This is a genomic window from Sphaerisporangium sp. TRM90804 (assembly GCF_029846175.1).
GTDB lineage: Bacteria > Actinomycetota > Actinomycetes > Streptosporangiales > Streptosporangiaceae > Sphaerisporangium.
In genome coordinates this window covers 28177-54359 of record NZ_JARWAC010000001.1, presented here as the reverse complement: position 1 = coordinate 54359, position 26183 = coordinate 28177, and the positions used below count along the sequence as shown (strand labels likewise).

Here is a 26183-nt window from a genome sequence, read left to right as displayed (position 1 = left end):
CGCCGAGTTAGTCTCGGGCGCATGGGTTACCCCGGGGATCGACAGCCACGCCGCCAGCCGTACCGCCCGTACGAGCCGCCTCAGGGCGCCGGTGACCCCCGGCGCGAAGGCGAGCAGCAGGAGCAGGCGTCCGACCCGGGCGCGTCATGGGCGTCCGGCGAGACACAGGCTCCCGGCGAGGCCGAGACGCGGCGGCAGGCGCCCGGAGCCGCGTCGTGGCCGTCCGTGGAGGGGCACGACCCGGCCCCGCGGCCGTGGTCGCGCATGGAGGAGCGGCGCAGGCGGGCCGAGGCCCAGACGCCCGGCGAGAGCCAGGCCGGTCCCGCCGGGGGCGACACCGCCTTCGGGGTGGGACGCACCTTCGGCGGCGGCGCCGACCGCCCCTTCGCCACCTCGCCGGCGCAGAACCATCCGTTCGAGCGGCTCGGGAGCGACCGCCCCTTCGAGCGGGCCCAGACCGACCCCTTCTCGACGTCACGCGGCGGCGCCTCCGAGGCCGCTGGGGGCGGTTTCGAAGCGCCCGGGCAGGGCGGTTCGTTCGAGACCGGCCAGACCCCCCGGCGCCCCTTCCAGGAGAGCGGGCCGTCGTTCGAGACGCGTCCCGCCCAGGGCCGCCCCTTCGAGGACGTCGCCCGCGGCCCCTTCGAGGCCCGCCGCCCCGGCTCCCCCGCGGCGGGGCCGCCCCCGACCGGCTCGTTCGCGCGTCCCGGCACCGGCGCCGACCCGTTCACCTCCCCCCGCACGGACACCGGATCGTTCGGCGCGGCGCCCGGAACGGGCCCCGAGCCGTCCGGCACCCCAAGCTCCGGCACCGGCCCGTTCAGCACCCCACGCTCCGACACCGGTTCGTTCGGCGCCGCCGCCGGCACCGGCCCGTTCGGAACCTCAAGCGCGGACACCGGCTCGCTCGCGTCCCCCCGCACCGGCACCGGCCCATTCGGCACCTCGCGATCCGACACCGGTTCGTTCGGCACCCCCGGCCCCAGCACCGGCTCGTTCGGCGTCCCCGGGCCCGGCACCGGCTCGTTCGGCGCCGTCGGGCCTGGAACCGGCTCGTTCGGCGCCGTCGGGCCCGAAGAGGGCCGTCCGGAGCGGACGGGCCCGGGTGGCCGTCGTTCCAGGAGCGGGCGCCCGCAGGCGGGCGCTCCCGAGACCGGCGCCTTCGAGCCGCGACGGGCGCAGGCGAGCGCCTTCGCCCCGCGCGAGGGCGCTCCGGAGCCGCGAGGGGGCAAGACCCCGCCTCCGCCGCCGAAGGAGAAGCGCAGGAGGGAGCCGGAGGATCCCGGGAGGCGTTCGCGCGGCCCCGTCATCCTCGCCGGCGGTGTCGCCGCGCTGCTGGTCGCGGTGGGCGCGGGCATCGTCTGGATGAGCAACGCGGACGAACCGGTGAGCACCGCCACCCCGTCCACCACCCGGCCGACGGGGCCGGTGCCGATGGTCGGCGCGCCCGAGGGGAAGCACGGCTTCGCCGCCTCCCGCAAGACCGACCCGCAGCCGCTCACGCTCGACGAGGTGTTCGGCCGCAAGAAGCTCAGCGCGAACGGCCGCTCGTACACGATGACGGTGCGGCGCGCAGACAAGAAGTGCAAGGACGCCGTCCAGGGCGCGGCCATTCAGAAGGCCCTGGAGTCCGGCGCCTGCACGCAGTTGCTGCGCGCCAGCTTCCGGGACGTGCCGGGCAACCTCATCGGCACCGTCGGCGTGGCCAACCTGAAGACCTCGGCCGCGGCCGCGAAGGCGGCCAAGGTCGGCAACGGGGGCGAGCTGGAGGACTACGTGAAGCCGCTCCAGGGGAAGGACGCCGTCACCAAGTTCCTCGGCAGCGGCGACGACTCCTACGCGATCGCCTGGTCGCAGGGGCACTACCTGGTCCTGCTGTGGTTCCAGTACAAGGACGGCCACAAGCCGAACAAGGCCGAGCTGAAGCGGCTGAACCGTGCGGCGGTCGACATCACCGAGGTGAGCGTCTTCTCCGCCCTGGACACTCGGGCGCTCACCGGGGCCCGTGGCAACTAGTCCTAAATGGTCTATAAGCACATGAACGCGGCAAATCGACGGGTGAGCTAGACCGGGAAACGCCCATAGCGGTATGCGGAACTCCGACTGTGGATACGCTTCCGCGTATGCGTGGCCAGGATTCCGGGTCAGAGCGCGAACGTGAGACCGAGGGCTCGGGGGCTCCGGCGATGCCTCCTCCCAGCTTCGGTCAGGCCGACGTGCCGCGCCCCGAGCAGAGCGGAACGGACGCCGTCCCCGGCGCGACGTCGACGTGGTTCCAAGACACCTCGGCGCCCCCTCGACGCGACCCCGACCCCTGGCTCGACCCACCCACCGCCCCCACCCCGAACCCCGCCACCCCAAGCACCGCCCCATCCCCCCAGGGCCCCACTGCGTTCACCCCGGGTTCCACCACCCCGGGCACCGGCCCATCCCCCCAGGGCCCGGCCTCGTTCACCTCGGGGTCCACCGCACCGGCCCCCGGCCCCTGGACGCCCGGAACACCGCCGCCGGACGGGACCGCCTCCCATTCGTGGGCGCCCATCACACCGCCACTCCCGGGGGAGAGCGGCGTCCCCGTCCATCCGACGGCGAGCACACCGCCCGGTCCCCCGCAGACGCCGCACACGTCGTTCACCAGCACCTGGCCGACCGGCGCCACCGCCGAGCCCTGGGAGTCCGCAGGGGCGGCCCCGCCGAAGCGTTCAGAGGCGACCGGCGCGCAGGCCGGTTCCACGCGGGAGACCGGCACCTCGTCCGACGACTGGCGCCTCGCGTCCAACGCGCAGCCATGGGCTCCGGACGAGCGTTTCCCGACGGAGAACGAGTGGTTCACCGCCGACCGTGACAGGAACGCCGAGCGGCCCCCGAGTCCCGCATTCGAGACGCCTCCGGCCTTCCAGGAACCCCCTCGCGCCTTCCGTGACACACCGCCCCCATCCGGGCACCTCGAACCCCCTCGCGCCTTCCGAGAGACACCGCCCCCGTCCGGGCACCTCCCGCCGACGGCGCCCGCCGCACCCGCGCCCGAGCCGTACTCCGACGCCGCAGGCGGTCTCCACCGCCCCGGGCGGCACGCCCACCCGCCGTCCCCGTCGCCGGACACCGCCACCGGCCACCCCCAGCCGCCGTCCCCCGAGCCCCATGCTTCGCACGGCCATCCGCCGCTCGCGGAGCCGAACGCCGGCGCCAGGCACGCCCAACCGATCTCATCGGAACCGGACGGCGCCCCCAGCCAAGCCCCGCGGCCGCCGACCCCACAGCCCATCACCACCGGCCACCCCCAGCCGCTCGCCGAGCCCAACGCCGGCGCCAGGCACGCCCAACCGATCTCATCAGAACCGGACGGCGCCCCCAGCCAAGCTCCGCGGCCGCACGTCGCCGCCTGGGACGCCCAGGGGGGGTCGTCGGAACCGGGCAGCGCCGCCGGCCAGGTCCAGCCGCCGACCCTGCGGCCGGATGCCGCCGGCCGGGATGTCCAGCCGCCGTCACCCCGGCGGGACGCCACGACGCCCGCGCGGGGGCCCGTTCACGAAATGCTCGTCTGGCCCGCGCCGGTAACGTCGCCGCCGGAGACGCCCCCCACCTCACCGGCACCGCTGGAGGCGTCCTCCAAGTCACCGGCGCCGCCGGAGACGTCCCCCAGGTCACCTGCGCTGCCGGAGGCGCCGTCCACGTCACCGGCGCCGCACCGGACCCCGTCCCCCGAACCGGCGACCGCGAGCGCCCACCGGCCCTCCGAGACGGGTGAGCGGGCGGGCGCGCACGCCGACCCCGTCTTGTTCGCGCAGCCCGCCAACGGCGTAGGCCCGGCCGACCAGCCCCCCTACGTCGACATCCCCGTCTGGCCGCCCCGACCGGCCATCGCACCACCGGCCAAGCCCGCCGCACCCAGCGGGGCCGAGGCCCCATTCGGCGTGGCCGACGCGGGCCTCGGTGAAACCGGCGCGCCAGACGGGCCGGCCCTCCCCCTCAGCGCGCCATCCGCGCGCCCCGGCGGCGCCGAACCACCGTCCAGCACACCCCACGCGCCCTTCAGCGCGGCGCACACCGACCTGGACGCCAACGCAGCACCCTCCGACGCAGCGAAGACGCCTTCGGGCGAAGCCGGCGCGGGCGCCGGCATGGCCGGACGCCTGCCCAACGGGCCGGACACCCCCCTCGGCTCGGCACATGGCGCGACCGGCTCTGACGCACCGTTCGGGACGGTGGACGGGCCGGTCGACGTGGCCGGCGCCTCACCCGGCAGGGCTTGGGGGTCTCTGGCGGGCGTGCCGCCGGTCGCCGGTGACACCGGAGAAGCCGAGCGGCCCGCCACCCCATCCCCCGCACCAGGTCACGAGTCGCCGCGCCCCCCAGCGCCCGCGTCCCCCCCATCGGCTCCCGGGCCGACCCCTCCAGCCCCCGGGCCGCCTCATTCGCCGGTGCCGTCGCCGATGCCGTCGCCCTCGATTCCCGCGCCGTCCCCGCCCCCGGTGCCCACGCCTTCAATACCGGCGCCGCGTCCCCCCGCGCCCGACACCCCTCACGCGCCGGAGAATTCCAAGCCTCCGGCCCCAGGGTCGTCAGCCCAGGAAGCCCCGGAACCCTCCACTCCGGGAACAGCCCCAGGGGTCCGCGAACCGTCGGCCCCGGGACCGGCCCCGCGAGCTTTCGAGCCGTCCGCCCCAGGAACACGCCCGGAAGCTTTCGAACCGTCCGGCCTCGGAACATCCCCCGGAACTTTCCAGCCATCCGGCCCGGGAACAACCCCGCGAGCTCTCGAACCGTCCGGCCCTGGAACACTCCCGGAAGCTTTCGAACCGTCAGGTCTCGAAGCAACCCCCGGTACTTTCCAGCCGTCCAGCCCGGGAACAACCCCCGGAACTTTCGAACCGTCAGGTCTCGAAGCAACCACCGGAACTTTCCAGCCGTCCGCCCCCGGAACACCCCCCGGAGCTTTCGAATCGTCCGGCCCTGGAACAGCTCCTGGCGGCCCTGTACCCATGCCTTCGGCTCCGGGGCTCGCCCCCCAAGCGCCGGCGACGAGTCCCTCGCCGGGGGCACCCGGGTGGGAGGTGTCCGCGCTGGACGCGCCTACCTCGGGCCCTTCCTCAGCGCGGAACGTGGCGCCTGGCGAACCGCGTCCGCAGGCCGGTCCTCGGTTCACGCCGTCCTCCGGCCTGCCGCCGGCACCGGCTCCCGGCACGCCGCTGCCGCCCGCCCCAGTGACGCTCCCCGACCTCGGGTTGCCGTCCGACCGCCGACGAGGCTTGAGCATGTCCCCATCGGCCTCGGATCGACCGAACGGCCCCTCCACGCCCACCCCGCCCGGCCGCCCCTCCGCCGGATCGGCCCGGCTGTCCGAGAGCCCGATGGGACCGCCCCGCCCCACCGAACCACGCACGTCCGGCGGACCCGGCGGATCGGGATCAGCCGGCCCTGCCGCGAGCCCGTCGACCAGCTACGGCGCCCTGGGCTCCGTCGAATGGCCCGGGTCGCCCGTGTGGCCGGTATCAGCCGAGTCGACCGGAGCCAGAGGGCTCTCCCCGGCGCCTCACCCGAGCCCGGGCCCCTCCCAACCGGCCACACACGCCGGTACGCCGCAGCCGACCGGCAGTGCCGCAGGCTCCCAGCGAGCAGCATGGCCCGACCCCGGAGCCCTCCAGGGATCCTCGGTCCGGTCCGAAACCCCCGGAGCCGGAGCTGGTCTCACTACGGGAGCCCCCCACGCCACCGGGCCCGCCTCGGGAACATCACATTCGGCCCGATCCCATCCGGGAGGCCGCCCAGCCGGACCCGCGCCAGCGGGCCAGCACGGAACCGGCCCCGCTCCGGCAACGCCCTACGGAGCCGCACCAGGACCCCATGAAGGCGGCCCCACCACAGCGCCGCCGCGAAGCACCGGACCCATCCCCGGCACGCAGGGCAACGGACCCGGCCCCGCAACGCCCTACGGAATCGGCACCACCCCCGGAACACACGGAGGCGGCCCCACCCCCGCGACACCACAAAGCACCGGACCCACCCCCGGCACGCAGGGCAACGGACCCGGCCCCGCAACGCCCCACGGAATCGGCACCACCCCCGGAACACACGGAGATGGCCCCACCCTGGCGGCGCCGCAGAGCACCGGGCTTACCCCCGGCGCGCGGGAAGGGGGGTCCGGCCCGGCAGCGTCCTTCGGGGTTGGGGCCGCTCCTGGAGCCCATGGGGGCGGGCCTGTCGCGGCACCGGAGGGCAGTGCCGGGCAAGGAGCGTCACAGGGGTTGGGGGGTGCGCCGGGAACGCGCGGAGACGGGGCCGTGCCGCCGGTCTCCCAAGCGACCGGGGCCGCCTCGGGCGGCCCGCAGACAGGAGGGCCGCAGACAGGAGGGCCGCAGACAGGGGCCCCGCATTCGGGAGGGCCGCACCCGGGAGGGCCGCCCGCGGGGCCGTCTACGGGTGGGCCGGCAGCGGGCGGGCCTGGGGGGCCTTACTCGGCTCCGGGAACGCCTTCGGTGTCCGGCCGGGCTTCGAGAGTGCCGTTGCTGCCCACAGGGGCCGCGTTGCCGCCCCTGGCGAGTTCGGGAGGCGGTTTGCCGGGCGCACCCGCTCCGGGGACGCCTCTTCCGCCCGCGCCTCGGAGCCTGGGGCCGCTGACGACCTCGCCGCCTCCCGGCACCGCTGCGCCGTCCGGCTCGCCGCCGTCTCCTGCACCGTCCGGCCAGCCGTACGCGACTGCGTCCGGCTCGCCGCAGTATTCACCGCCCTCCGGGCAGCCGCGGACACCGCCGCCAGGGCAGTCACCTCATTCACCGCCGTCCGGTCAGCCGCGATCGTTGCCTCCCGGCCAGGGGCAGTCACCGCCGTCCGGTCAGGCGTCCGCTTCACCACTGGCCGGCCGAATGCCTCATGCGCCGCTGGCCAGCCCGGTGGCCACCTCGTCGCCGTCCGGTGTGGAATCCAAGCCGTCGACCGGCTCGCCGGCCTCGGCTGCCTGGGGGCCGTCCGCCCCCGTAGGAACGGCCGGTGACCCGGCGGAGACGGGAAAGGCCGGGTCAGGCGCCTCGGCCGGGACGGGGACGCCCGGCGGGGCCGGACGTGCCGGATCCGAGGTGGCCCGGCCTGGTGCCGAGGCCGGTCGGCCGGGATCGGCGACCGGCCGTCCGGGGGCCGACCCCGGGCGTGCCGGGGGTGAAGCGGTCGTCGAGAGGCCGCCGTTCGTGCCCCCGGGAGCCGCTCCCCCCGCGCCGCCGACGCCCGCAGGCGCGGACACCGGGCCGAGCTCGGGCAAGAAGGTGGCCCTGGCCGCCGGTGTCGCCGTGGCCCTCGCCGCGGTGGGGACGGCCGCCGTGTTCGGTTACAACGTCTACAGCGGCGACAACGAGCCGCTGAGCCTGCCCAGCCCGATCCCCTCCGTCGACCCGCACGTGCCGGAGACCGAAGACCCGCTTCCCAAGCCGAGCCCGGTCGTGACGAACGTGCTCAACTCCGAGGCGACCGACCCGAAGAAGCTCACCCTCAAGGAGGCGTTCGCGGCGCGGCGGGTGAAGCTCGACGGACGCACCTACACCCGCGCGAAGGTCGACATCACGGCCCAGTGCGCCAAGGTCGCCGTCGGGACGTTCGCCACGGCGCTCAAGAAGGCGAAGTGCGGCCGCGTCCTGCGGGCCACGTACGTCGACGTCCGGCGCAAGTACGCCATCACCACCGGCATCGCCGTGTTCCCCACCAAGGAGGACGCCGTCGCGGCGGACCGCAAGAAGAACCTCGCCAAGACGCAGTGGTTCCGCGGCCTGGCGGGCAACGCGGGAACCGGCGCCGAGAAGGCCGACATCTCCGGCGGATACGCCGCCGGCCTGGTCTGGGGCCGTTACATCGTCTTCAGCTTCGCCACCTACAGCGACGGCCACACCCCGACGACCAAGGAGAAGGACCTGGGCCCGGTCAGCGGCGCCTTCCGCGACCACACGGCCCAGGTGATCGAGAAACGCGTCACCGGCTGACGCCCCGGCAACCTCCCGGCCCCTGCCCCTTCCACCCGGCGCCGCCGCGACGGCATGTCGCACAGGCAGTCCGGCGCCGTCAACGACGGCCGGCCCGCGAGGGGGAGGCGGCCCTACGATCGGCGCGCCTGGCGGGCCGGCCGTTGCGGCGCGGCGTGGGGTGGCGGTCGAGGCTTCGCGTCCGGCGCGAAGGTGAATCGGGGGCGCACCCGGATGTCGGAGTCCGGCCGTCAGGTGGCCTGGTCACGGGTGGGGCGGGGTGTCGGGTCGCGTCAGCGGGTGAGGGTTCTCAGGCGGCGGGTCTGGCGGGCGCGGTCGAGGAGGGCGTCGGGGGTGGGGTAGCCGACCTCTTCCAGGCAGAGGCCGTGGGCGGGGGCCACGTTGACGCCGGAGTCGCGTACGGCGTTCGCCAGGACGGTTCCCGGCCATTCCACGGGACGCAGGCCCTCGCCGACGGCGAGCAGGGAGCCGACCAGGGCGCGCACCATGGAGTGGCAGAACGCGTCGGCGACGACCGTGGCCACGAGCAGGCCGTCGGGGTCGCGGGCCCATTCCAGGCGTTGCAGCTCGCGGATCGTCGTGGCGCCGTCGCGGCGCTTGCAGAACGCGGCGAAGTCGTGCTCGCCGAGCAGGCGGGCCGCGGCGGCGTTCATCCGCTCCATGTCCAGAGGGCGCGCGTGCCAGAGGATCTCCCGCCTGCGCAGCGGGTCGACGCCGCCCGGGGCGTCGGTGACCCGGTAGACGTAGCGACGGAACATCGCCGAGAAGCGCGCGTCGAAGCCCTCAGGGGCCTCTGTGACGGTCCACACCCGCACATCCGGGGGTAGGACGCCCGCGAGACGTCGTATCAGTCTGGTGAGGCGCTCAGCCGTGCCGGGGGGTTCTTCCACCGCGCCGCTCCGGCGGCCGTCGACCGCCGCCAGCGTCTCCGGGGGGAGGTCGACGTGGGCGACCTGCCCGCGCGCGTGCACCCCCGCGTCGGTGCGGCCGGCGACCGTCAGGGACGGAGCCGGGTCGAGACGCAGAACGCGGCCGAGCGCCGCCTCCAGCTCACCTTGAACGGTCCGCCGCCCCGGCTGGCGGGCCCACCCGGAGAAGTCCGTGCCGTCATAGGCCAGATCCAGCCGGAGACGCACGGCCGCCGCCTCGCCACCGGTTTCCTCGCCTCGCTCAGCGACGGACGCCCGCGCCGCCTCCGGGCGCGGGTCGAGGCCGGCCGGGTCGGCTTCACCGGCGCCGTGCGCCGGAGAGCTCTCGGAGTGCTCACGCCCGTAACCGGTGCCGGGCAGGGCGTGACCGGGATCGCCCACGACGGGCACCCTCAGGCCGCTCCCGCTACCGGGCAGGGCGTGACCGGGATCGCCCACGATGGGCACCCTCAGGCCGCTCCCGGTACCGGGCAGGGCGTGACCGGGATCGCCCACGACGGACACCCTCAGGCCGATCTCGGTGGCGGACGGGGCCTGACCGGGATCGCTCACGGCGGGCAACCCCCGGTCGTTCTCGGTGGGGGGCGGGGCGTGCGTGGGGTCGCTCACGGCGGGCGCCCCCTTTCGGGCGGTCGTTCGGCGCGTTGGCGCCGGAGGGTGGGGCGGCGGACGGTCAGGGCCGTCGCCTTCAACGCGAAGGCCCAGCACACTGGAGCAGTGCGCTGGGCCGGTCACGATCTCACGCGGCCGGGAGCGGTGGCCCCGGCGCGACGGGTGTGAGGATCAGGCCTCGTCCTTCTTGGAGTCGGCCTTCTTCTCGTCAGCGTCGTCGGCGGTCGCCGTCTCGTCGGCGGGCTTCTCGTCGGCCGTGGTGGCGTCCGCGGGCTCGTCCGAAGCGGTCTCGGTGCCCTTGACGTCGCCCTCGGGAAGCTCGACGACTTCCTCGGCGGGCGCGGCGGCGGGGGTGGAGACGGTGCGGGTGACGGCGTTCAGCGGCTCCGTCACCAGCTCGATCAGCGCCATGGGGGCGTTGTCGCCCCGGCGCGGGCCGAGCTTGGTGATGCGGGTGTAGCCGCCGGGACGCTCGGCGAAGGTGGGAGCGATCTCGGTGAACAGGTGGTGGACGACGCCCTTGTCCTTGACCACGGTGAGCACCTGGCGACGGTTGTGGATGTCGCCCTTCTTGGCCTTGGTGATCAGGCGCTCGGCCACCGGCCGGAGGCGCTTGGCCTTGGTCTCGGTGGTCTTGATGCGGCCGTGCTGGAACAGCGCCGTGGCGAGGTTCGCCAGGATCAGCCGCTCGTGTGCCGGGCTGCCGCCGAGACGTGCGCCCTTGGCAGGCTTGGGCATGTTCGCTCTCCTTTGAGATAACCCGCAACGGCCGTACCAGGTACCGGAGTCGGGCCGGACGACCCGGCGAGCGAAGCCCGCCAGGCGTCCGTTGACAGAAAATCCGTGCCGCCGGCCGGAGCCGGTCGGAACGTCAGTACTGCTCGGTCTCGACGTACCGCGCGTCGTCGTCGTCGTAGTCGCCGCCGGCCACCGCGGTCGGGTCGAACCCGGGCGGGGAGTCCTTGAGCGCCAGCGACATCTCGTGCAGCTTCTGCTTGACCTCTTCGATGGACTTCGCGCCGAAGTTCCTTATGTCGAGGAGGTCCTGCTCGCTGCGGGCCACGAGCTCACCCACGGTGTGGATGCCCTCGCGCTTGAGGCAGTTGTAGGAGCGGACGGTGAGGTTCAGCTCCTCGATCGGCAGCGCCAGGTCGGCGGCGAGCGCCGCGTCCGTCGGCGACGGGCCGATGTCGATGCCCTCGGCCTCGACGTTGAGCTCGCGGGCCAGGCCGAACAGTTCGACCAGGGTCTTGCCGGCGGAGGCCACCGCGTCGCGGGGCTTCATCGACGGCTTGGTCTCGACGTCCAGGATCAGACGGTCGAAGTCGGTGCGCTGCTCGACTCGGGTGGCCTCGACCTTGTAGGTCACCTTCAGCACCGGCGAGTAGATCGAGTCGACCGGGATGCGGCCGATCTCCTGGCCCTGCTGCTTGTTCTGGGCGGCGGAGACGTAACCGCGGCCGCGCTCGACCGTCAGCTCCATCTCGAGCTTCGCCTTGCCGTTCAGCGTGGCGATGTGCAGCTCGGGGTTGTGCACCTCGACACCGGCCGGCGGCGCGATGTCGGCGGCGGTGACCTCGCCCGGGCCCTGCTTACGCAGGTACATCACGACCGGCTCGTCGTGCTCGGAGGAGACGACCAGGCCCTTGAGGTTGAGGATGATGTCGGTGACGTCTTCCTTGACCCCGGGAACGGTCGAGAACTCGTGCAGGACGCCCTCGATGCGGATGCTCGTGACCGCCGCCCCCGGAATGGAGGACAGCAGCGTGCGCCGCAGAGAGTTGCCGATGGTGTAACCGAAACCGGGCTCCAGCGGCTCGATGACGAACCGGGACCTGGTCTCCTCGAGCGACTCCTCGAGAAGGGACGGGCGCTGTGCGATCAGCATGTGGGTTCTCCCCTGGGTTCCGCGGGGCCCGCTATTTGACCACCGCGACGGTTGTTCACTGCCGACGCCGCACGGCCTCCGAAGAGGCCGTGCGGCGGCCGCCAGGCTTTGTGCGAGCTCTTACTTGGAGTAGAGCTCGACGATCAGCTGCTCCTGGACCTGGGTGTCGATCTGCTGACGGACCGGGAGCTGGTGGACCAGCACCCGGAGCCTGTCGGGAACGACGCCCAGCCAGGCCGGGACGGTCCTGTCGCCGACGGTGGCGCGAGCCACCTCGTACGGCATCAGGTTACGCGACTTCTCGCGAACCTCGATGATGTCGTGCTCGCGGACGCGGTACGACGGGATGTCGACCTTCCGGCCGTTAACCACGATGTGGCCGTGGCGAACCTGCTGGCGGGCCGCGTCGCGCGAGACGGCGAGGCCGGCCCGGAAGATCACGTTGTCGAGCCGGCTCTCCAGGATCTGGAGGAGGTTCTCGCCGGTCTTGCCGCCCTTGCGGTTGGCTTCCTCGTAGTAGTTGCGGAACTGCTTCTCGAGGATGCCGTAGATGCGGCGGGTCTTCTGCTTCTCACGGAGCTGGAGCTGGTACTCCGACTCCTTGGGACGACCGCGTCCGTGCTCACCCGGCGGGTAGGGACGGATCTCGATCGGGCACTTGGGGGACTCGCACTTGGTGCCCTTGAGGAAGAGCTTGGTCTTCTCCCTACGGCACAGCTTGCAGTCCGCTCCGGTGTAACGAGCCATTTCTCAGTATCTCCTGGGCCTCAGACGCGGCGGCGCTTGGGCGGACGGCAACCATTGTGGGGAACGGGGGTGACGTCCTGAATGGACCCCACCTCCAGGCCGGTGGCCTGCAGAGACCGGATGGCGGTCTCGCGACCGGACCCCGGGCCCTTGACGAAGACGTCGACCTTGCGCATGCCGTGCTCCATGGCGCGGCGCGCGGCGTTCTCGGCGGCCATCTGCGCGGCGAACGGAGTGGACTTGCGGGAGCCCTTGAAACCGACGTGGCCCGCGCTCGCCCAGGAGATCACGTTCCCGGTGGGGTCGGTGATCGAGACGATCGTGTTGTTGAACGTGCTCTTGATGTGGGCGTGCCCGTGAGCGACGTTCTTCTTCTCCTTGCGGCGCACCTTCTTCTGTGCGGCCTGGCGGCTCTTCGGAGGCATGTAGCGCTATCTCCTGAGGTGATCGGTCCTGCTGCGTGGACTGAGGCGCGGCCTCGCGGCCTCGGCGCCCCGTCGCGGACTACTTCTTGCCGGGCTTCTTCTTGCCGGCCACGGTCTTCTTCTTGCCCTTACGGGTGCGCGCGTTGGTCTGCGTACGCTGACCGTGCACGGGAAGGCCGCGGCGGTGTCGGATGCCCTGGTAGCAGCCGATTTCAATCTTGCGGCGGATGTCGGCCTGCACTTCGCGGCGGAGGTCACCTTCGATCTTGAAGGTTCCCTCGATGTAGTCGCGCAGCGGCACCAGCTCGGTGTCGGAGAGCTGGTGGACCCGGAGGTCCCCGCTGATCCCCGTCGCGCTCAGGATTTCCAGAGCGCGGCTGCGGCCGATTCCGTAGATGTAGGTGAGAGCGATCTCCAGCCGCTTGTCGCGGGGGAGGTCGACGCCAACCAGGCGAGCCATGGTCGGGCATTCTCCTTCGGTGTGGCGGAGGTCCTGCGCGTCACTACCCCTCCCCATGCCCGGGGTGAGGGCCCCGGCCTCCGACCGGGGGTCGCCCGCACGGTTCGGCGTGGCCGCCTGTGCGGGTGTGATGCGCGTTTACTTGTCGTCCCCGGGGGCCGGCGCCGCGCTGGCGCGGACAGTCCCTCCGGGGCCGCGATCAGCCCTGGCGCTGCTTGTGGCGCAGGTTGTCGCAGATCACCATGACGCGACCGTGCCGGCGGATCACCTTGCACTTGTCGCAGATCTTCTTGACGCTCGGCTTGACCTTCATAGTCCTTCGTCGTTTCCTCAGACGGCCCGCCCGCCGGTCACCCGGCCGCGCCCGCCTCGGCGCGCGTCAGCGCGCCCGGCCGGCTCGGCCTTCCCACCGGGGAGGGCAGTTACTTGTATCGGTAGACGATCCGCCCACGACTGAGGTCGTAAGGGCTCAGTTCGACGACAACCCTGTCGTCGGGCAGGATCCGGATGTAGTGCATCCGCATCCTCCCGCTGATGTGGGCCAGGACCTTATGGCCGTTGTCGAGCTGCACCCGGAACATCGCGTTCGGGAGCGACTCAACCACAGTGCCCTCGATCTCGATGGCGCCGTCCTTCTTGGCCATGTCCCTCGCGTTTCACTGATCGGTCGTCTGAGGTGTCGGCACACTACGCAGCCGCGACCCACGCGTATAGATGCGGCGATGCATGGACCGCCGACGCGCGATGGTCATAGTGGACCGACAAAGGAGTGTACGACAACCGGCGCGGAAATGCGAAACGCCTGGCACTTGTCCGGACACAACCGACCACCAGCGTACCCCAGCGAGGCCGCCCAGCGGAAAGGGAACACGCCCACCCCGCGCCCGGCACCGCCGACACCGGGCCGGGATGGGCGTGTGCCTAAGTACTCCCCCGCCGAGAAAGATCATCTACCTGACAATAAGCCGGGAAACTGCCATGAGTGGTAAAGGCTGCGTCCAATGCCCGTGAACGCGAGAAGAGCGGGCGCCCTGGGAGCGCCCGCCCGTGTTCCCCCGCATCCGGCCCCCCTCGCGGCGACCGGACGGTCAAGCTCGTCTCCTAGAAGACGTCGGACCAGCGGCCGCAGTCGTCGAAGCGGTTGTCGCCCTCGCACACGCGGATGTCGAAGTCGTCGAAGCCCGAGCTCTTGCGGAAGCCGCCGAACTTCGAGAAGTCCTTCTTGCCGAAGGTCTTGTAGTACTTCGCGTGGAAGCCGCGGTCGTCGTGCCACCGGAACCACACGTAGCTGTAGTCGCGGTCACGGTCGCGGTCGAACAGGCTGCCGTAGAACCAGTAGCGGCCGTTCGACTTCTTCCAGTGGCCCTTGAAGTAGGACCGGTGCCCGCGGTCCTCGCCCCGGCCGAACGTGGAGTAGATCGGGCCGAAGAAGTGGCGTGCCGCCTGTGCCTCGGCGGTCACCGCGGTGCCGGCGGCGGCGCTGGTCTCCGCCTGGGCGGCGGGGGCGGTGGCGGCGATGCCCGCGGCCAGCGAACCGGCGAGGGCGGTGCTGACGAGCAGGTTGCGAATCTTTCGCACGGTGTTCCTCCTGTTGCGAGCGTCCTCGTGAGTCGAGGACGGTTCCCCGTGCCGGGCGAGCTTTCTGGTGCTGCTCTTTCCGGACACCGCACACGTTAGGAAGACCGGAGCGATCGATCTGCGTAGGAATCCACACTCAGAGCCGAGCGTGCATAACGGCACACTCGGGACAGCCCACAACGCCTACTTCTTCGACTGCCCGCCGCCGCCCGCGGCGGTGACGAACGTGCTGACCAGCAGGATGGCGCCCCAGGGACCGCCCACCCACATCGGCCAGAAATATCCGCCGAAGTCGGTCAGCGCCCAGATGACCGAGCAGACGGCGACGACCATCAGCCACACGCCCCACGCCGCCTTGAGCTCGGCCTCCGCCGACTTCTTGGGCTTGGCCGTCGGCTTGGCGACCTCCTGCCTGCGGGCGCGCAGGTCGATTTCGGGCAGGTCGGCCGTCAGCTTCTGCAGGTCACCGTAGGTGCGCCCCTGGTAGACCAGCTCCAGGCGCTCGTTGAACTCCTCGATGGTGAGCCTGCCCTCGGCGCAGTGCTCGCGCAGCGCGGCCGCGACCTTGTCGCGGTCGCCGTCTGACGCCCTCATCTCCGGTGTCGCCGCCATCACCATCAACTCCCGCGTCGGCGTCCACCCTGGACGCCCTTCATGGATGGGTCAACGAACGTCAATGCCCCGCGGTGCCCTCGGATGTGATCTGCCCATCGGGACGCCGGCCAAGCCTGGATTCGCCCCCGTCGAGGGCGGTGAGCACCCAGGGGCCGTCCTCGGTGACGGCGACGCTGTGCTCGAAGTGCGCCGAGGGCTTCCCGTCGACCGTCACCACCGTCCAGTCGTCGGCCAGGACGCGGGTGCGTTCGGTGCCCAGGTTGACCATCGGCTCGATGGCGAAGCACATGCCGGCCTCAAGGCGCGGGCCCCTGCCCGGCTTGCCGTGGTTGGCCACCCACGGGTCCATGTGCATCTCGGTGCCGATGCCGTGGCCCCCGTACTCCGGAGGGATGCCGTAGCGGCCCTGAGAGCGCACGTAACGCTCGACCTCGGCCCCCACGTCGGAAAGGTGCGCACCTACGGTCAGCGCGGCGATACCGCGCCACATGGCCTCCTCGGTCACCCGCATCAGCTCGGTGAGCCGCGGGTCGGCCTCGCCGATCGCGATGGTGATCGCGGAGTCGCCGTGCCAGCCGTCCAGGATGGCGCCGCAGTCGATGGAGATGATGTCGCCGTCGCGCAGGGGCCGCTGGTCGGTGGGGATGCCATGGACGACCTCGTCGTTGACCGAGGCGCAGATCGTCGCGGGGAACCCCTGGTAGCCCTTGAAGGAGGGGACCGCGCCCTCGTCGCGGATGGCCTTCTCGGCGAGCGCGTCGAGGTCGAGCGGCGTCATGCCCGGCCGGGCCGAGTCGCGCAGCATCTCGAGCGTCCTGCCGACGACGAGGCCGGCGGCCCGCATCTTGCCGAGCTGCTCGGATGTCTTGATCTGAATTCCGTGTCTGTTCTTCTTGAACACTTACCGGCACCCCCTGGGGTGAATCAACGGACGAGGCGACAGCCCAATTCCCCCAATTGTCCCCCCACATGGCGAACGCCACCCCTGGAAGCGAACTCCAGAAGTGGCGTGCGCCCGCCGGGCCGGGGCCCGGCGGCGAACATCAGTCGGCGAAGCGGCTGAGCTCCCGCATCGCCCGCTGGGTGATCTCCTCGACGGGCCCGGTGGCGTCCACCCCGTGCAGGATGTGCTCATCGGCGTAGAAGGAGATCAGGGGAGCGGTCTGCTCCTGGTAGACCTCCAGCCGGTGGCGGATCGTCTCCTCGCGGTCGTCGTCGCGCTGGAACAGCTCACCGCCGCAGGCGTCGCAGACGCCCTCCTTGGTGGGCGGGTCGAACGCGATGTGCCACACCTTGCCGCAGGAGCGGCAGGTGCGACGGCCCGCCAGCCGGCGCACGACCTCCTCGTCGTCGACGACGAGTTCGAGGACGATGTCGAGCGCCGTGCCGAACTCGGCCAGCATCTTGTTGAGGATCTGTGCCTGGGGCACGTTGCGAGGGAACCCGTCGAGCAGGAAGCCCTCCTGGGCGTCGGGCTCGCTGAGACGGTCGCGGACCATGGCGATGGTCACCTCGTCGGGTACGAGGTCGCCGCGGTCCATGTACTCCTTGGCAAGCCTGCCGAGTTCCGTGCCGCCCGAGACGTTGGCACGGAAGATGTCCCCTGTCGAGATCTTCGGGATGGACAGGTTCGATGCGATGAACTGGGCCTGTGTCCCCTTGCCCGCTCCGGGGGGCCCGACCAGGACGACGCGCACTACTTGAGGAAGCCCTCGTAGTTCCGCTGCTGCAGCTGGCTCTCGATCTGCTTCACGGTGTCCAGCCCAACACCAACCATGATCAGAATGCTCGTGCCTCCGAACGGGAAGTTCTGGCTCGCACCTGCCACGGCCAGCGCGATGATCGGCACCATGGAGATCAGACCCAGATACAGCGAACCGGGGGCGGTCAACCGGTTGAGCACGTACGAGAGGTACTCGGCGGTCGGCCGTCCCGGGCGGATGCCCGGGATGAATCCACCGTACTTCTTCATGTTGTCGGCGACTTCAACGGGGTTGAAGGTGATGGACACGTAGAAGTAGGTGAAGAAGATGATCAGCACGAAGAAGGTGATCATGTAGGCCGGGCTGTCGCCGCTGACGAAGTTCTGAGCCAGCCACTGGACCACGGCCCCCGGGCTCTCGCTGGTGCCGAAGAGCGAGACGACCAGCTGCGGAAGGTAGAGCAGCGAGGAGGCGAAGATGACCGGGATGATGCCCGCCTGGTTGACCTTCAGCGGGATGTAGGTGGAGGTGCCTCCGTACATGCGCCGGCCCACCATGCGCTTCGCGTACTGGACCGGGATGCGGCGCTGGGCCTGTTCGACGAAGACGACCGCCGCGATCATGAACACGCCGACCACCATCACGATGACGAACGTGAAGGCGTTCTGCCGGAAGATGTTCAGCAGCTCCGACGGGAAGACGGCCACGACCTGGGTGAAGATGAGGATCGACATGCCGTTGCCGACGCCGCGGTCGGTGATCAGCTCGCCCAGCCACATGATCACCGAGGTGCCGGCGGTCATGGTGATCACCATGGTGACGATGGTGAAGGCGTCGTTGTTCACCAGGACCTGCTGGCGGCAGTTCGGGAAGAGCTGGCCCGTGCGCGCCAGCGCCACGAAGGCGGTGGACTGCAGGACCGCCAGGCCGATGGTCAGGTAACGCGTGTACTGCGTGATCTTCGCGTTGCCCGCCTGGCCCTCCTTCTTGAGGGCCTCCAGACGGGGGATGACCACCGTGAGGAGCTGGAGGATGATGCTCGCGGTGATGTACGGCATGATGCCGAGCGCGAACACGGAAAGTTTCAGCAGCGCGCCGCCACTGAAGAGCTGCACCATGCCATAGATGTTGGCGGCGTCGCTCGCCTGCGCCTCTCGCAGACACTGCTGGACGTTCACCGTGTTCACACCGGGCGTCGGTAGCACCGAACCCAGCCTGAACAGGGCGATGATGCCCAGCGTGAAGAGTAGCTTGTTGCGCAGGTCGGGCGTACGGAACGCCCGGCTAATCGCGGTCAGCACGGTCCCTCCTGCGCGCCTGAAAGGCGGTATCGGTCAGCGAAGGTCTGGGAATCCATCGGCACATCTCTGTCGGACGAGCCCTGGACAGCCTTCTGTCCAGCGCACTCTAACGCACTACGGGCGCGGCGGCTCTCCGTGAGCCCCCGCGCCTCGCACTGCCTGCACTACAGCTCGGTGACGGAGCCACCGGCCGCGGTGATCTTCTCCTTGGCGGAGGCGGAGATAGCATGCACACGCACGTTCAACGCCACCGAGATGTCACCGGTTCCCAGGATCTTCACCGGCTGGTTCTTGCGAACGGCGCCCCGCTCGACGAGGTTGTCCACCGAGACGTCGCCGCCGTCGGGGAACAGCTCACCGAGCCGGGTGAGGTTGACGACCTGGTAGGTCGTCTTGAAAAGGGCGTTGGAGAAGCCCTTGAGCTTGGGCAGGCGCCGCTGGAGCGGAACCTGACCACCCTCGAAGCCGAGGGGGACGCTCGTACGGGACTTGGTGCCCTTGGTGCCACGACCGGAGGTCTTGCCCTTGGACGCCTCGCCGCGACCCTTGCGGATCTTCGACTTGTTGGCGCCCGGGGCGGGCCGCAGGTCGTGGATTCCGAGCGGCCGGGGGCCGCCCTGGTTGTCAGCGTTGGCCATGACTAGTCGACCTCTTCCACATCGACGAGATGCGTCACCACGGCGACCATGCCCCGGATCTCCGGGCGGTCCTCCTTGACGACGACGTCGCCGATCCGCTTCAGGCCCAGCGAGCGCAGCGAGTCACGCTGGTTCTGCTTTCCACCGATCTTCGATCGGACCTGAGTGATCTTCAGGCGCGCCATCGGCTAACCCACCGCCTTCGCCGCGGCGGCGGCCTCGGCGATGCCCTCGGCGCGAGCCTTGAGCATGCGTACGGGGGCGACCTGCTCGATCGGGAGCCCACGGCGGGCGGCGATCTCCTCGGGCCTGCTGAGGCCCTTCAGAGCCGCCACGGTCGCGTGGACGATGTTGATCGGGTTGTCCGAGCCGAGCGACTTGGACAGCACGTCGTGGATGCCGGCGCACTCCAGGACGGCGCGCACCGGGCCACCCGCGATCACACCGGTACCGGCCGAGGCCGGACGCAGGAGCACGACGCCGGCGGCGTCCTCGCCCTGCGAGGTGTGCGGGATGGTGCCCTGGATGCGCGGCACCTTGAAGAAGTGCTTCTTGGCCTCTTCGACGCCCTTGGCGATCGCCGCGGGCACCTCCTTGGCCTTGCCGTACCCGACGCCGACCATGCCGTTGCCGTCGCCGACGACGACCAGGGCGGTGAAGCTGAAGCGCCGGCCGCCCTTGACGACCTTCGCCACTCGGTTGATCTTCACGACGCGCTCGATGTACGAGACGCCCTTCTCTGCGGCACCACCGCGGCGATCGTCGCGACGGTCACGCCGCTCACCACCGCCGCCGGCACCGCGACGCGGAGCTGCAGCCATCAGTGGTTCCTCTCCTCGTTGCTCTTGACTGCCATCGTGGCTGGAGACATCAGAACTCCAGCCCGCCTTCACGGGCGCTGTCCGCCAGGGCCGCGAGGCGGCCGGCGTAGCGGCTGCCGCCGCGGTCGAACACCACGGCGGTGATCCCGGCGGCCTTGGCCCGCTGAGCGAGGAGCTCGCCGACCTTCTTCGCCTTTTCCGTCTTGGTGCCCTCGGCCGTGCGGAGGGAGGCGTCCAGCGTGGACGCGCTCGCCAGCGTGTGACCGGCGGTGTCGTCCACGATCTGCACGAACAGGTGACGCGCGGAGCGGTTCACGACCAGACGAGGGCGAGACTGGGAGCCGACGACCTTCTTGCGGACGCGGCGGTGGCGGCGCGAGCGCGACAGGGCGCGCGCGGCCGTGTGCTTGGCAACCTTGGTGAAGGCCATGACTACTTACCAGCCTTTCCGACCTTGCGGCGGATGACTTCGCCCTGGTACCGCACGCCCTTGCCCTTGTAGGGGTCGGGCTTGCGCAGCTTGCGGATGTTCGCGGCGACCTCGCCGACCTTCTGCTTGTCGATCCCGTCGACGTGGAACAGGGTCGGGCGGTCCACTCGGAACGTGACGCCCTCGGGGGCGTCGACGATCACGGGGTGACTGAAGCCCAGAGCGAACTCGAGCTGCGTCGGGCCCTTGGCCTGAACGCGGTAGCCGACGCCGACGATCTCCAGCGTCTTGCTGTAACCCTTGGTCACGCCGTCGACCATGTTGGCGACCAGCGTGCGGGACAGACCGTGCAGGGCACGGACGCGGTTCTCGTCGTTCGGACGCGAGACCGTGAGGGTCCCGTCGTCGTCGCGGGCGACCTCGATCGGCTCCGCGACGGTGTGAGAAAGCGTGCCCTTCGGCCCCTTGACCGTGACATCCCGGCCCTCGATGGTGATGTCAACACCATTCGGTACGGGGATGGGCAGCCGTCCAATTCGCGACATGCTGTAGTTCCTCCCCTCGTTACCAGACGTAGGCGAGGACTTCCCCGCCTACACCACGCTTGCCGGCCTGCCTGTCGGTCATGAGGCCACCGGACGTCGAGAGGATCGCGACGCCCAGGCCACCCAGCACCCGGGGCAGATTGTCTTTCTTTGCATAGACCCGCAGACCGGGCTTGGACACCCGTCGCAGGCCCGCGATGGACCGTTCACGCGTAGGCCCGAACTTGAGCTCCACCACGAGGTTCTTCCCGACCTTGGCGTCTTCGACGGCCCAGGACTGGATGTAGCCCTCCTGCTGGAGGATCTCGGCGATGTGCGCCTTGATCTTCGAGTACGGCATCGCCACGGTGTCGTGGTATGCCGAGTTCGCGTTTCGCAGACGTGTCAACATGTCTGCGATCGGGTCGGTCATCGTCATGGCCGGTGGCCCTCCTCACCGCGGTTTCCCCTGCGGGACCTACGGTGTGGTCGTGGGCGCCTGGTTCGGCACCCGGTTGATATGACTTCTTGCGGTATACGGCCGGTGCGGCGCGGGCCCCTCCGGAGAACGATCTCCGGAGGGCTCCCGCACGCGGACTACCAGCTCGACTTGGTGATGCCCGGCAGCTCGCCCCGGTGCGCCATCTCGCGGAAGCAGACACGGCACAGGCCGAACTTCCTGTAGACGGCGCGCGGCCGGCCGCAGCGCGTGCAGCGCGTGTAGGCCCGGACGCCGAACTTCGGCTTGCGCTCTGCCTTGGCGATCAAGGACTTCTTAGCCATCAGGCCTCCTCAGTGCGGTACTCAGTCATTTCGACTTCCTACGCTTCCTTGAACGGGAAGCCGAGAAGCCTGAGCAGCGCCCGGCCCTGCTCGTCGTCCGTCGCCGTGGTCACGACGGTGATGTCCATGCCGCGCTGGCGGTCGACGCGGTCGGGGTCGACCTCGTGGAACATCACCTGCTCGGTGAGGCCGAAGGTGTAGTTCCCGTTGCCGTCGAACTGCTTGGGCGAGAGGCCGCGGAAGTCTCTGATACGCGGAAGCGCCAGGGACAGCAGCCGGTCGAGGAACTCCCACATGCGGTCGCCGCGGAGCGTCACGTGCGCGCCGATCGGCATGCCCTCGCGCAGCTTGAACTGCGCGATGGACTTGCGGGCGTGGGCCACGGCGGGCTTCTGGCCGGTGATGGCGGTGAGATCGCGCACCGCGCCCTCGATGAGCTTGGAGTCACGAGCCGCCTCGCCGACGCCCATGTTCACCTTGATCTTGGTGAGCCTGGGGATCTTCATGGCGTTCTCGATGCCGAACTGCTCGCGCAGCTTGTCGGCGATCTCCTCGCGGTAGCGCTCCTTGAGCCGCGGCTGAATGCGCTCGGTCTCAGTGGTGGTGGCGGTCATCAGTTGTCCTCACCCGATTCGTCGGCCTTGCTGGCCTTCTTGGCGGGCTTCTCGTCGTCCTTCTTCGGCTCATCCTTGAGCTTCTTCACGTTGCTCACATGGATGGGGGCCTCCATGGTCCGCACGCCGCCTTCCTTGGCGCCACGCGGGCCCTGGTGGGTGACCTTGGAGTGCTTCTTGACCAGGTTGACGCCTTCGACGACCACCCGGTCCTCGGTCGGCAGGGCGAGGATCACCCGGCCCTTGGCACCCTTGTCCTTGCCGGCGATGACCTGGACGAGGTCACCCTTCTTCACATGCAGCTTCGACATTTACAACACCTCCGGCGCGAGCGAGATGATGCGCATGAACTTCTTCTCACGAAGCTCGCGCCCGACCGGACCGAAGATGCGCGTGCCACGAGGGTCGCCGCTGTCCTTGATGATGACGGCGGCGTTCTCGTCGAAGCGGATGTAGGAGCCGTCGGGGCGGCGGCGCTCCTTGGAGGTGCGCACCACGACAGCCTTGACCACATCACCCTTTTTCACACCCGCGGCGGGAAGGGCGTCCTTCACCGTCGCGACGATGATGTCGCCGATACCCGCGTAGCGCCGACCCGAGCCGCCGAGCACGCGGATGCACAAGATCTCCTTGGCACCCGTGTTGTCGGCGACCTTGAGCCGCGACTCCTGCTGGATCACGTCAACTCCCGTGTGTCACGCCGGTTCTCGTTCATCGAGCCTGGCGGAACTAGATTTGGTCTTTACTCCCCCGGCGACCGGACGGCCGGTACCGAGGGGGGACGCCCGACGGGAGACCCTGGAGGGTCTCCCGTGAACGACTTACTTGGCCCGCTCGAGGATCTCCACGACGCGCCACCGCTTGGTGGCCGACAGCGGCCGGGTCTCCATCAGGAGGACACGGTCGCCGACGCCGCAGCTGTTCGCCTCGTCGTGCGCCTTGTACTTGGTCGTACGGCGGATCACCTTGCCGTACAGCGGGTGCTTGACGCGGTCCTCGACGGCGACGACGACGGTCTTGTCCATCTTGTCGCTGACGACGAGACCCTCACGGGTCTTGCGGTAGTTCCGCGCCACCTTCTCGGTGGTCTGGTTGGTCTCAGTTGTCTCAGCCATCGCTCGGCTCCTTCTCGACCGTGATGATTCCGAGCTCGCGCTCACGCATCACGGTGTAGATACGGGCGATCTCGCGGCGGACGGCACGGAGCCGCCCATGGCTCTCCAACTGACCTGTCGCCGCCTGGAAGCGAAGGTTGAACAGCTCCTCCTTCGCCTCCTTGAGCTTCTGCACCAGTTCGTCCTGGTCAGAAACTCGCAGCTCACCAGCGGTCAGGCCCTTAGCCATCACGCCTCACCCACTTCACGCTTGACGAACCGGCACTTCATAGGGAGCTTGTGCATCGCGCGCCGGAGGGCCTCACGGGCCACCGGCTCGGTCACACCTGACAGCTCGAACATGACGCGACCGGGCTTGACGTTGGCGATCCACCACTCGGGGGAACCCTTACCGGAACCCATGCGGGTCTCGGCCGGCTTCTTGGTGAGCGGGCGGTCGGGGTAGATGTTGATCCACACCTTGCCGCCACGGCGGATGTGCCGGGTCATGGCGATACGCGCGGCTTCGATCTGACGGTTGGTCACGTAGTGGTGCTCAAGCGCCTGAATGCCGTACTCGCCGAACACAACCCTGGTGCCGCCCTTGGCGGCGCCGCTGCGGTCGGGCCGGTGCTGCTTACGGTGCTTGACCCTGCGAGGGATCAGCATGGTCAGCTCCCTTCAGCACCCGGCTGCTCCGCCGGGCCGGTCTCGGGCGCCCCAGCGGGCGCGGTGGATTCGGTTCTGGGCGCACGACCGCCACGGGGGGCTCCGCCGCCACGGCCTCCGCCGCCACCGCCGCCGCCGGGACCGCCGCGGCCGCGCTGCGGCCGGTCGGTGCGCTCGCGACGCTGGCCGGCACGCGCACCGGCGGCTGCCGCCTCGCGCTCGGCGCGGCTGGTCGGGGCCTCACCCTTGTAGATCCACACCTTCACGCCGATGCGGCCGAAGGTGGTGCGGGCCTCGTAGAAGCCGTAGTCGATGTCCGCCCGGAGGGTGTGCAGCGGCACGCGGCCCTCACGGTAGAACTCCGAACGCGACATCTCGGCGCCGCCGAGGCGACCGGAGCACTGGACACGGATGCCCTTGGCTCCGCTCTTCATCGCCGACTGCATGGCCTTGCGCATCGCCCGCCGGAAGGAGACCCGGCTGGAGAGCTGCTCGGCCACGCCCTGGGCGACGAGCTGGGCGTCGATCTCGGGGTTCTTGACCTCGAGGATGTTGAGCTGGACCTGCTTCTTGGTCAGCTTCTCGAGGTCGCCCCGGATGCGGTCGGCTTCGGCGCCGCGGCGGCCGATGACGATGCCCGGCCTGGCGGTGTGGATGTCGACCTGGACGCGGTCGGTGGTCCGCTCGATCTCGACCTTGGAGATGCCGGCCCGCTCCATGCCCTTCTGCAGCATGCGGCGGATCGACACGTCCTCGGCGACGTAGGACTTGTAGAGCTTGTCGGCGTACCACCGGCTCTTGAAGTCGGTTGTGATGCCGAGGCGGAACCCGTGCGGGTTAACCTTCTGGCCCACTAGCGGGTCCTTCCCTTCGGCCTGCCCTGGCCCTCAGGCCGGGACTCGACGATCACGGTGATGTGACTCGTCCGCTTGTTGATGCGGTAGGCACGACCCTGGGCACGGGGGCGGAACCGCTTGAGTGTCGGGCCCTCGTCGACCCACGCCCGGCTGACGACCAGCGTCTCGCGCTCGAGCTTGAAGTTGTGCTCGGCGTTCGCCATCGCGCTCGTCAGCACCTTGAAGATCGGCTCGCTCGCTGCCTGGGGAGCGAACTGCAGCACGGCCTGCGCCTCCGAAGCGGGCAGCCCGCGAATAAGGTCCACCACACGGCGGGCCTTCTGGGGCGTGACGCGGACGAACCGCGCCTGAGCCCTGGCTTCCATCGCTTACTCCTCGTTTCTGAAAGGCGCTTACCGCCGGCTACGCCGGTCTTCCTTGACGTGGCTGCGGAAGGTCCGCGTAGGAGCGAACTCGCCGAGCTTGTGACCGATCATCGAGTCGGTGACGAACACCGGGACGTGCTTGCGTCCGTCGTGCACGGCGATCGTGTGGCCGATCATGTCGGGCACGATCATGGAGCGCCGCGACCACGTCTTGATGACGTTTTTGGTGCCCTTTTCGTTCTGAGTGTCCACCTTCTTCTGAAGGTGGTGGTCGACGAAAGGACCCTTCTTAAGGCTACGTGGCATTTAGGCTGCTCCTACCGCTTCTTCTTGCTCCGCCGACGGATGATCAGTCGGTCGCTCGCCTTGTTGGGCTGGCGGGTGCGACCCTCCGGCTTGCCCTTGGGGTTCACCGGGTGGCGACCGCCGGAGGTCTTGCCCTCACCACCGCCGTGCGGGTGGTCGACCGGGTTCATCGCGACGCCGCGGACGGTCGGGCGCTTGCCCTTCCAGCGGTTACGGCCGGCCTTACCGATGTTGATGTTGGACTGCTCGGCGTTGCCGACCTGGCCCACGGAGGCGCGGCAGCGCACGTCCACCTGGCGCATCTCGCCCGAGGGCATGCGCAGGGTGGCGTACTGGCCTTCCTTCGCCAGAAGCTGGATCTGAACGCCGGCGGACCGGCCCAGCTTGGCGCCGCCACCGGGCTTCAGCTCCACGGCGTGGATGAAGGTACCGGTCGGGATGTTGCGCAGCGGCAGACAGTTGCCCGGCTTGATGTCGGCCGCGGGGCCGTTCTCGATGCGGTCGCCCTGCTTGACGCCGGTCGGAGCAAGGATGTAGCGCTTCTCGCCGTCCGCGTAGTGCAGGAGCGCGATGCGCGACGTCCGGTTCGGGTCGTACTCGATGTGCGCGACCTTCGCCGGCACGCCGTCCTTGTCGTGCCGCCGGAAGTCGATGATCCGGTACGCACGCTTGTGGCCACCGCCCTGGTGACGCGCGGTCACCCTGCCGTGGACGTTACGGCCGCCCTTGCTGTGCAGCGGCGCGAGCAACGACTTCTCCGGGGTGCTGCGCGTGATCTCGGCGAAGTCCGAGACGCTCGCGCCGCGACGACCCGGGGTCGTCGGCTTGTATTTACGGATGCCCATCTTTTTCGTTCATCC

The 26183-nt window shown here is 70.3% G+C and carries 32 protein-coding genes; 2 read left to right on the top strand and 30 right to left on the bottom strand.

What is annotated here, in order from left to right; all coding sequences use genetic code 11:
• Positions 1–21: 21 nt before the first annotated feature.
• Positions 22–2016: a hypothetical protein gene (locus PYR91_RS00265; protein ID WP_279776787.1), complete on the top strand. Its 1995-nt coding sequence runs from the start codon at positions 22–24 to the stop codon at positions 2014–2016.
• Between the two features lie 5165 nt (positions 2017–7181).
• On the top strand, positions 7182–7964 hold the full coding sequence (locus PYR91_RS00260; RefSeq protein WP_279776786.1) for a hypothetical protein: 783 nt from the start codon (positions 7182–7184) through the stop codon (positions 7962–7964).
• 272 nt (positions 7965–8236) lie between these two features.
• On the opposite strand, the gene truA is transcribed toward PYR91_RS00260, so the two are convergent.
• From truA to rplB, 30 genes are all read right to left on the bottom strand, one after another.
• Positions 8237–9100: a tRNA pseudouridine(38-40) synthase TruA gene (truA, locus tag PYR91_RS00255; protein ID WP_279777082.1), complete on the bottom strand. Its 864-nt coding sequence runs from the start codon at positions 9098–9100 to the stop codon at positions 8237–8239.
• A 576-nt stretch (positions 9101–9676) separates the two neighbouring features.
• Complete coding sequence (gene rplQ, locus PYR91_RS00250; protein WP_279776785.1) at positions 9677–10243, bottom strand: 50S ribosomal protein L17; 567 nt, start codon at positions 10241–10243, stop codon at positions 9677–9679.
• 133 nt (positions 10244–10376) lie between these two features.
• Entirely contained in the window at positions 10377–11393 is a 1017-nt protein-coding gene (locus PYR91_RS00245; RefSeq protein ID WP_279776784.1) for a DNA-directed RNA polymerase subunit alpha, read from the bottom strand.
• A 120-nt stretch (positions 11394–11513) separates the two neighbouring features.
• Positions 11514–12140, bottom strand: coding sequence for a 30S ribosomal protein S4 (rpsD, locus tag PYR91_RS00240; protein WP_279776783.1), 627 nt, complete (start codon positions 12138–12140; stop codon positions 11514–11516).
• A gap of 20 nt (positions 12141–12160) precedes the next feature.
• On the bottom strand, positions 12161–12565 hold the full coding sequence (rpsK, locus tag PYR91_RS00235; RefSeq protein ID WP_279776782.1) for a 30S ribosomal protein S11: 405 nt from the start codon (positions 12563–12565) through the stop codon (positions 12161–12163).
• Positions 12566–12644: 79 nt separating this feature from the next.
• A complete protein-coding gene (rpsM, locus tag PYR91_RS00230; RefSeq protein ID WP_279776781.1) occupies positions 12645–13025 on the bottom strand; it encodes a 30S ribosomal protein S13 in 381 nt (126 codons plus the stop codon).
• Positions 13026–13224: 199 nt separating this feature from the next.
• On the bottom strand, positions 13225–13338 hold the full coding sequence (rpmJ, locus tag PYR91_RS00225; RefSeq protein ID WP_003956441.1) for a 50S ribosomal protein L36: 114 nt from the start codon (positions 13336–13338) through the stop codon (positions 13225–13227).
• 109 nt (positions 13339–13447) lie between these two features.
• Positions 13448–13669 carry a translation initiation factor IF-1 gene (gene infA, locus PYR91_RS00220; protein WP_012887858.1) on the bottom strand — a complete coding sequence of 74 codons (222 nt, stop codon included), beginning with the start codon at positions 13667–13669 and terminating at the stop codon, positions 13448–13450.
• Between the two features lie 457 nt (positions 13670–14126).
• Complete coding sequence (locus PYR91_RS00215; protein ID WP_279776780.1) at positions 14127–14603, bottom strand: hypothetical protein; 477 nt, start codon at positions 14601–14603, stop codon at positions 14127–14129.
• Positions 14604–14786: 183 nt separating this feature from the next.
• Positions 14787–15215, bottom strand: a complete 429-nt coding sequence (locus PYR91_RS00210; protein ID WP_279776779.1) for a DUF1707 domain-containing protein — start codon at positions 15213–15215, stop codon at positions 14787–14789.
• Positions 15216–15276: 61 nt separating this feature from the next.
• Complete coding sequence (gene map / locus PYR91_RS00205) at positions 15277–16119, bottom strand: type I methionyl aminopeptidase (protein ID WP_279776778.1); 843 nt, start codon at positions 16117–16119, stop codon at positions 15277–15279.
• Positions 16120–16261: 142 nt separating this feature from the next.
• Positions 16262–16915, bottom strand: coding sequence for an adenylate kinase (locus tag PYR91_RS00200; protein ID WP_279776777.1), 654 nt, complete (start codon positions 16913–16915; stop codon positions 16262–16264).
• On the bottom strand, positions 16915–18222 hold the full coding sequence (gene secY, locus PYR91_RS00195) for a preprotein translocase subunit SecY (RefSeq protein WP_279776775.1): 1308 nt from the start codon (positions 18220–18222) through the stop codon (positions 16915–16917). The genes PYR91_RS00200 and secY overlap by 1 nt, the downstream gene beginning before the upstream one ends.
• Positions 18223–18386: 164 nt before the next feature.
• Positions 18387–18860: a 50S ribosomal protein L15 gene (gene rplO, locus PYR91_RS00190; protein ID WP_279776774.1), complete on the bottom strand. Its 474-nt coding sequence runs from the start codon at positions 18858–18860 to the stop codon at positions 18387–18389.
• Positions 18861–18862: 2 nt separating this feature from the next.
• Entirely contained in the window at positions 18863–19045 is a 183-nt protein-coding gene (gene rpmD / locus PYR91_RS00185) for a 50S ribosomal protein L30 (RefSeq protein ID WP_093171751.1), read from the bottom strand.
• 3 nt (positions 19046–19048) lie between these two features.
• On the bottom strand, positions 19049–19681 hold the full coding sequence (gene rpsE / locus PYR91_RS00180; protein ID WP_279776773.1) for a 30S ribosomal protein S5: 633 nt from the start codon (positions 19679–19681) through the stop codon (positions 19049–19051).
• 49 nt (positions 19682–19730) lie between these two features.
• Positions 19731–20111: a 50S ribosomal protein L18 gene (gene rplR / locus PYR91_RS00175; RefSeq protein WP_279776772.1), complete on the bottom strand. Its 381-nt coding sequence runs from the start codon at positions 20109–20111 to the stop codon at positions 19731–19733.
• A gap of 2 nt (positions 20112–20113) precedes the next feature.
• The gene (rplF, locus tag PYR91_RS00170) at positions 20114–20656 is read right to left on the bottom strand and encodes a 50S ribosomal protein L6 (RefSeq protein ID WP_279776771.1); all 543 of its coding nucleotides are present in this window, start codon (positions 20654–20656) and stop codon (positions 20114–20116) included.
• Positions 20657–20675: 19 nt separating this feature from the next.
• The gene (gene rpsH, locus PYR91_RS00165; protein ID WP_279776770.1) at positions 20676–21074 is read right to left on the bottom strand and encodes a 30S ribosomal protein S8; all 399 of its coding nucleotides are present in this window, start codon (positions 21072–21074) and stop codon (positions 20676–20678) included.
• A 158-nt stretch (positions 21075–21232) separates the two neighbouring features.
• The gene (locus PYR91_RS00160) at positions 21233–21418 is read right to left on the bottom strand and encodes a type Z 30S ribosomal protein S14 (protein WP_248964959.1); all 186 of its coding nucleotides are present in this window, start codon (positions 21416–21418) and stop codon (positions 21233–21235) included.
• A gap of 38 nt (positions 21419–21456) precedes the next feature.
• Positions 21457–22032, bottom strand: a complete 576-nt coding sequence (rplE, locus tag PYR91_RS00155; protein WP_279776769.1) for a 50S ribosomal protein L5 — start codon at positions 22030–22032, stop codon at positions 21457–21459.
• Positions 22032–22334 carry a 50S ribosomal protein L24 gene (gene rplX / locus PYR91_RS00150; protein WP_279777081.1) on the bottom strand — a complete coding sequence of 101 codons (303 nt, stop codon included), beginning with the start codon at positions 22332–22334 and terminating at the stop codon, positions 22032–22034. Before rplX ends, rplE begins: the two co-directional genes overlap by 1 nt.
• 9 nt (positions 22335–22343) lie before the next feature.
• A complete protein-coding gene (gene rplN, locus PYR91_RS00145; protein WP_203982318.1) occupies positions 22344–22712 on the bottom strand; it encodes a 50S ribosomal protein L14 in 369 nt (122 codons plus the stop codon).
• A gap of 141 nt (positions 22713–22853) precedes the next feature.
• The gene (gene rpsQ, locus PYR91_RS00140; RefSeq protein WP_279776768.1) at positions 22854–23147 is read right to left on the bottom strand and encodes a 30S ribosomal protein S17; all 294 of its coding nucleotides are present in this window, start codon (positions 23145–23147) and stop codon (positions 22854–22856) included.
• Complete coding sequence (gene rpmC, locus PYR91_RS00135) at positions 23140–23376, bottom strand: 50S ribosomal protein L29 (protein WP_279776767.1); 237 nt, start codon at positions 23374–23376, stop codon at positions 23140–23142. Before rpmC ends, rpsQ begins: the two co-directional genes overlap by 8 nt.
• Complete coding sequence (gene rplP, locus PYR91_RS00130) at positions 23376–23795, bottom strand: 50S ribosomal protein L16 (RefSeq protein ID WP_114032737.1); 420 nt, start codon at positions 23793–23795, stop codon at positions 23376–23378. The genes rpmC and rplP overlap by 1 nt, the downstream gene beginning before the upstream one ends.
• Before the next feature lie 2 nt (positions 23796–23797).
• Complete coding sequence (gene rpsC, locus PYR91_RS00125; protein WP_279776766.1) at positions 23798–24649, bottom strand: 30S ribosomal protein S3; 852 nt, start codon at positions 24647–24649, stop codon at positions 23798–23800.
• The gene (gene rplV / locus PYR91_RS00120) at positions 24649–25017 is read right to left on the bottom strand and encodes a 50S ribosomal protein L22 (protein ID WP_279776765.1); all 369 of its coding nucleotides are present in this window, start codon (positions 25015–25017) and stop codon (positions 24649–24651) included. The genes rpsC and rplV overlap by 1 nt, the downstream gene beginning before the upstream one ends.
• A 27-nt stretch (positions 25018–25044) precedes the next feature.
• Complete coding sequence (rpsS, locus tag PYR91_RS00115; RefSeq protein ID WP_279776764.1) at positions 25045–25323, bottom strand: 30S ribosomal protein S19; 279 nt, start codon at positions 25321–25323, stop codon at positions 25045–25047.
• 11 nt (positions 25324–25334) lie between these two features.
• Positions 25335–26168 (bottom strand): 50S ribosomal protein L2, encoded by an 834-nt coding sequence (gene rplB / locus PYR91_RS00110; protein WP_279776763.1) that lies wholly within the window; start codon positions 26166–26168, stop codon positions 25335–25337.
• Positions 26169–26183 lie beyond the last annotated feature (15 nt).

What these genes read in the sequence shown, in the direction of transcription:
- rpmC (WP_279776767.1), bottom strand. Translation starts at nt 23,376, where the DNA reads ATGGCTAAGGGCCTGACCGCTGGTGAGCTGCGAGTTTCTGACCAGGAC.
- rpsE (WP_279776773.1), bottom strand. Translation starts at nt 19,681, where the DNA reads ATGGCTGCAGCTCCGCGTCGCGGTGCCGGCGGCGGTGGTGAGCGGCGT.
- rpsQ (WP_279776768.1), bottom strand. Translation starts at nt 23,147, where the DNA reads ATGGCTGAGACAACTGAGACCAACCAGACCACCGAGAAGGTGGCGCGG.
- rpsS (WP_279776764.1), bottom strand. Translation starts at nt 25,323, where the DNA reads ATGCCACGTAGCCTTAAGAAGGGTCCTTTCGTCGACCACCACCTTCAG.
- rplB (WP_279776763.1), bottom strand. Translation starts at nt 26,168, where the DNA reads ATGGGCATCCGTAAATACAAGCCGACGACCCCGGGTCGTCGCGGCGCG.
- rplF (WP_279776771.1), bottom strand. Translation starts at nt 20,656, where the DNA reads ATGTCGCGAATTGGACGGCTGCCCATCCCCGTACCGAATGGTGTTGAC.
- PYR91_RS00245 (WP_279776784.1), bottom strand. Translation starts at nt 11,393, where the DNA reads ATGCTGATCGCACAGCGCCCGTCCCTTCTCGAGGAGTCGCTCGAGGAG.
- infA (WP_012887858.1), bottom strand. Translation starts at nt 13,669, where the DNA reads ATGGCCAAGAAGGACGGCGCCATCGAGATCGAGGGCACTGTGGTTGAG.
- rpmD (WP_093171751.1), bottom strand. Translation starts at nt 19,045, where the DNA reads ATGGCGCGCCTGAAGATCACTCAGGTCCGATCGAAGATCGGTGGAAAG.
- PYR91_RS00160 (WP_248964959.1), bottom strand. Translation starts at nt 21,418, where the DNA reads ATGGCTAAGAAGTCCTTGATCGCCAAGGCAGAGCGCAAGCCGAAGTTC.
- rplE (WP_279776769.1), bottom strand. Translation starts at nt 22,032, where the DNA reads ATGACCGCCACCACCACTGAGACCGAGCGCATTCAGCCGCGGCTCAAG.
- rpsK (WP_279776782.1), bottom strand. Translation starts at nt 12,565, where the DNA reads ATGCCTCCGAAGAGCCGCCAGGCCGCACAGAAGAAGGTGCGCCGCAAG.
- rpsH (WP_279776770.1), bottom strand. Translation starts at nt 21,074, where the DNA reads ATGACGATGACCGACCCGATCGCAGACATGTTGACACGTCTGCGAAAC.
- PYR91_RS00210 (WP_279776779.1), bottom strand. Translation starts at nt 15,215, where the DNA reads ATGGCGGCGACACCGGAGATGAGGGCGTCAGACGGCGACCGCGACAAG.
- rplQ (WP_279776785.1), bottom strand. Translation starts at nt 10,243, where the DNA reads ATGCCCAAGCCTGCCAAGGGCGCACGTCTCGGCGGCAGCCCGGCACAC.
- rpsM (WP_279776781.1), bottom strand. Translation starts at nt 13,025, where the DNA reads ATGGCTCGCCTGGTTGGCGTCGACCTCCCCCGCGACAAGCGGCTGGAG.
- rplP (WP_114032737.1), bottom strand. Translation starts at nt 23,795, where the DNA reads ATGCTGATCCCTCGCAGGGTCAAGCACCGTAAGCAGCACCGGCCCGAC.
- rplO (WP_279776774.1), bottom strand. Translation starts at nt 18,860, where the DNA reads ATGGCCAACGCTGACAACCAGGGCGGCCCCCGGCCGCTCGGAATCCAC.
- rplV (WP_279776765.1), bottom strand. Translation starts at nt 25,017, where the DNA reads ATGGAAGCCAGGGCTCAGGCGCGGTTCGTCCGCGTCACGCCCCAGAAG.
- rpmJ (WP_003956441.1), bottom strand. Translation starts at nt 13,338, where the DNA reads ATGAAGGTCAAGCCGAGCGTCAAGAAGATCTGCGACAAGTGCAAGGTG.
- rplR (WP_279776772.1), bottom strand. Translation starts at nt 20,111, where the DNA reads ATGGCCTTCACCAAGGTTGCCAAGCACACGGCCGCGCGCGCCCTGTCG.
- rpsD (WP_279776783.1), bottom strand. Translation starts at nt 12,140, where the DNA reads ATGGCTCGTTACACCGGAGCGGACTGCAAGCTGTGCCGTAGGGAGAAG.
- PYR91_RS00265 (WP_279776787.1), top strand. Translation starts at nt 22, where the DNA reads ATGGGTTACCCCGGGGATCGACAGCCACGCCGCCAGCCGTACCGCCCG.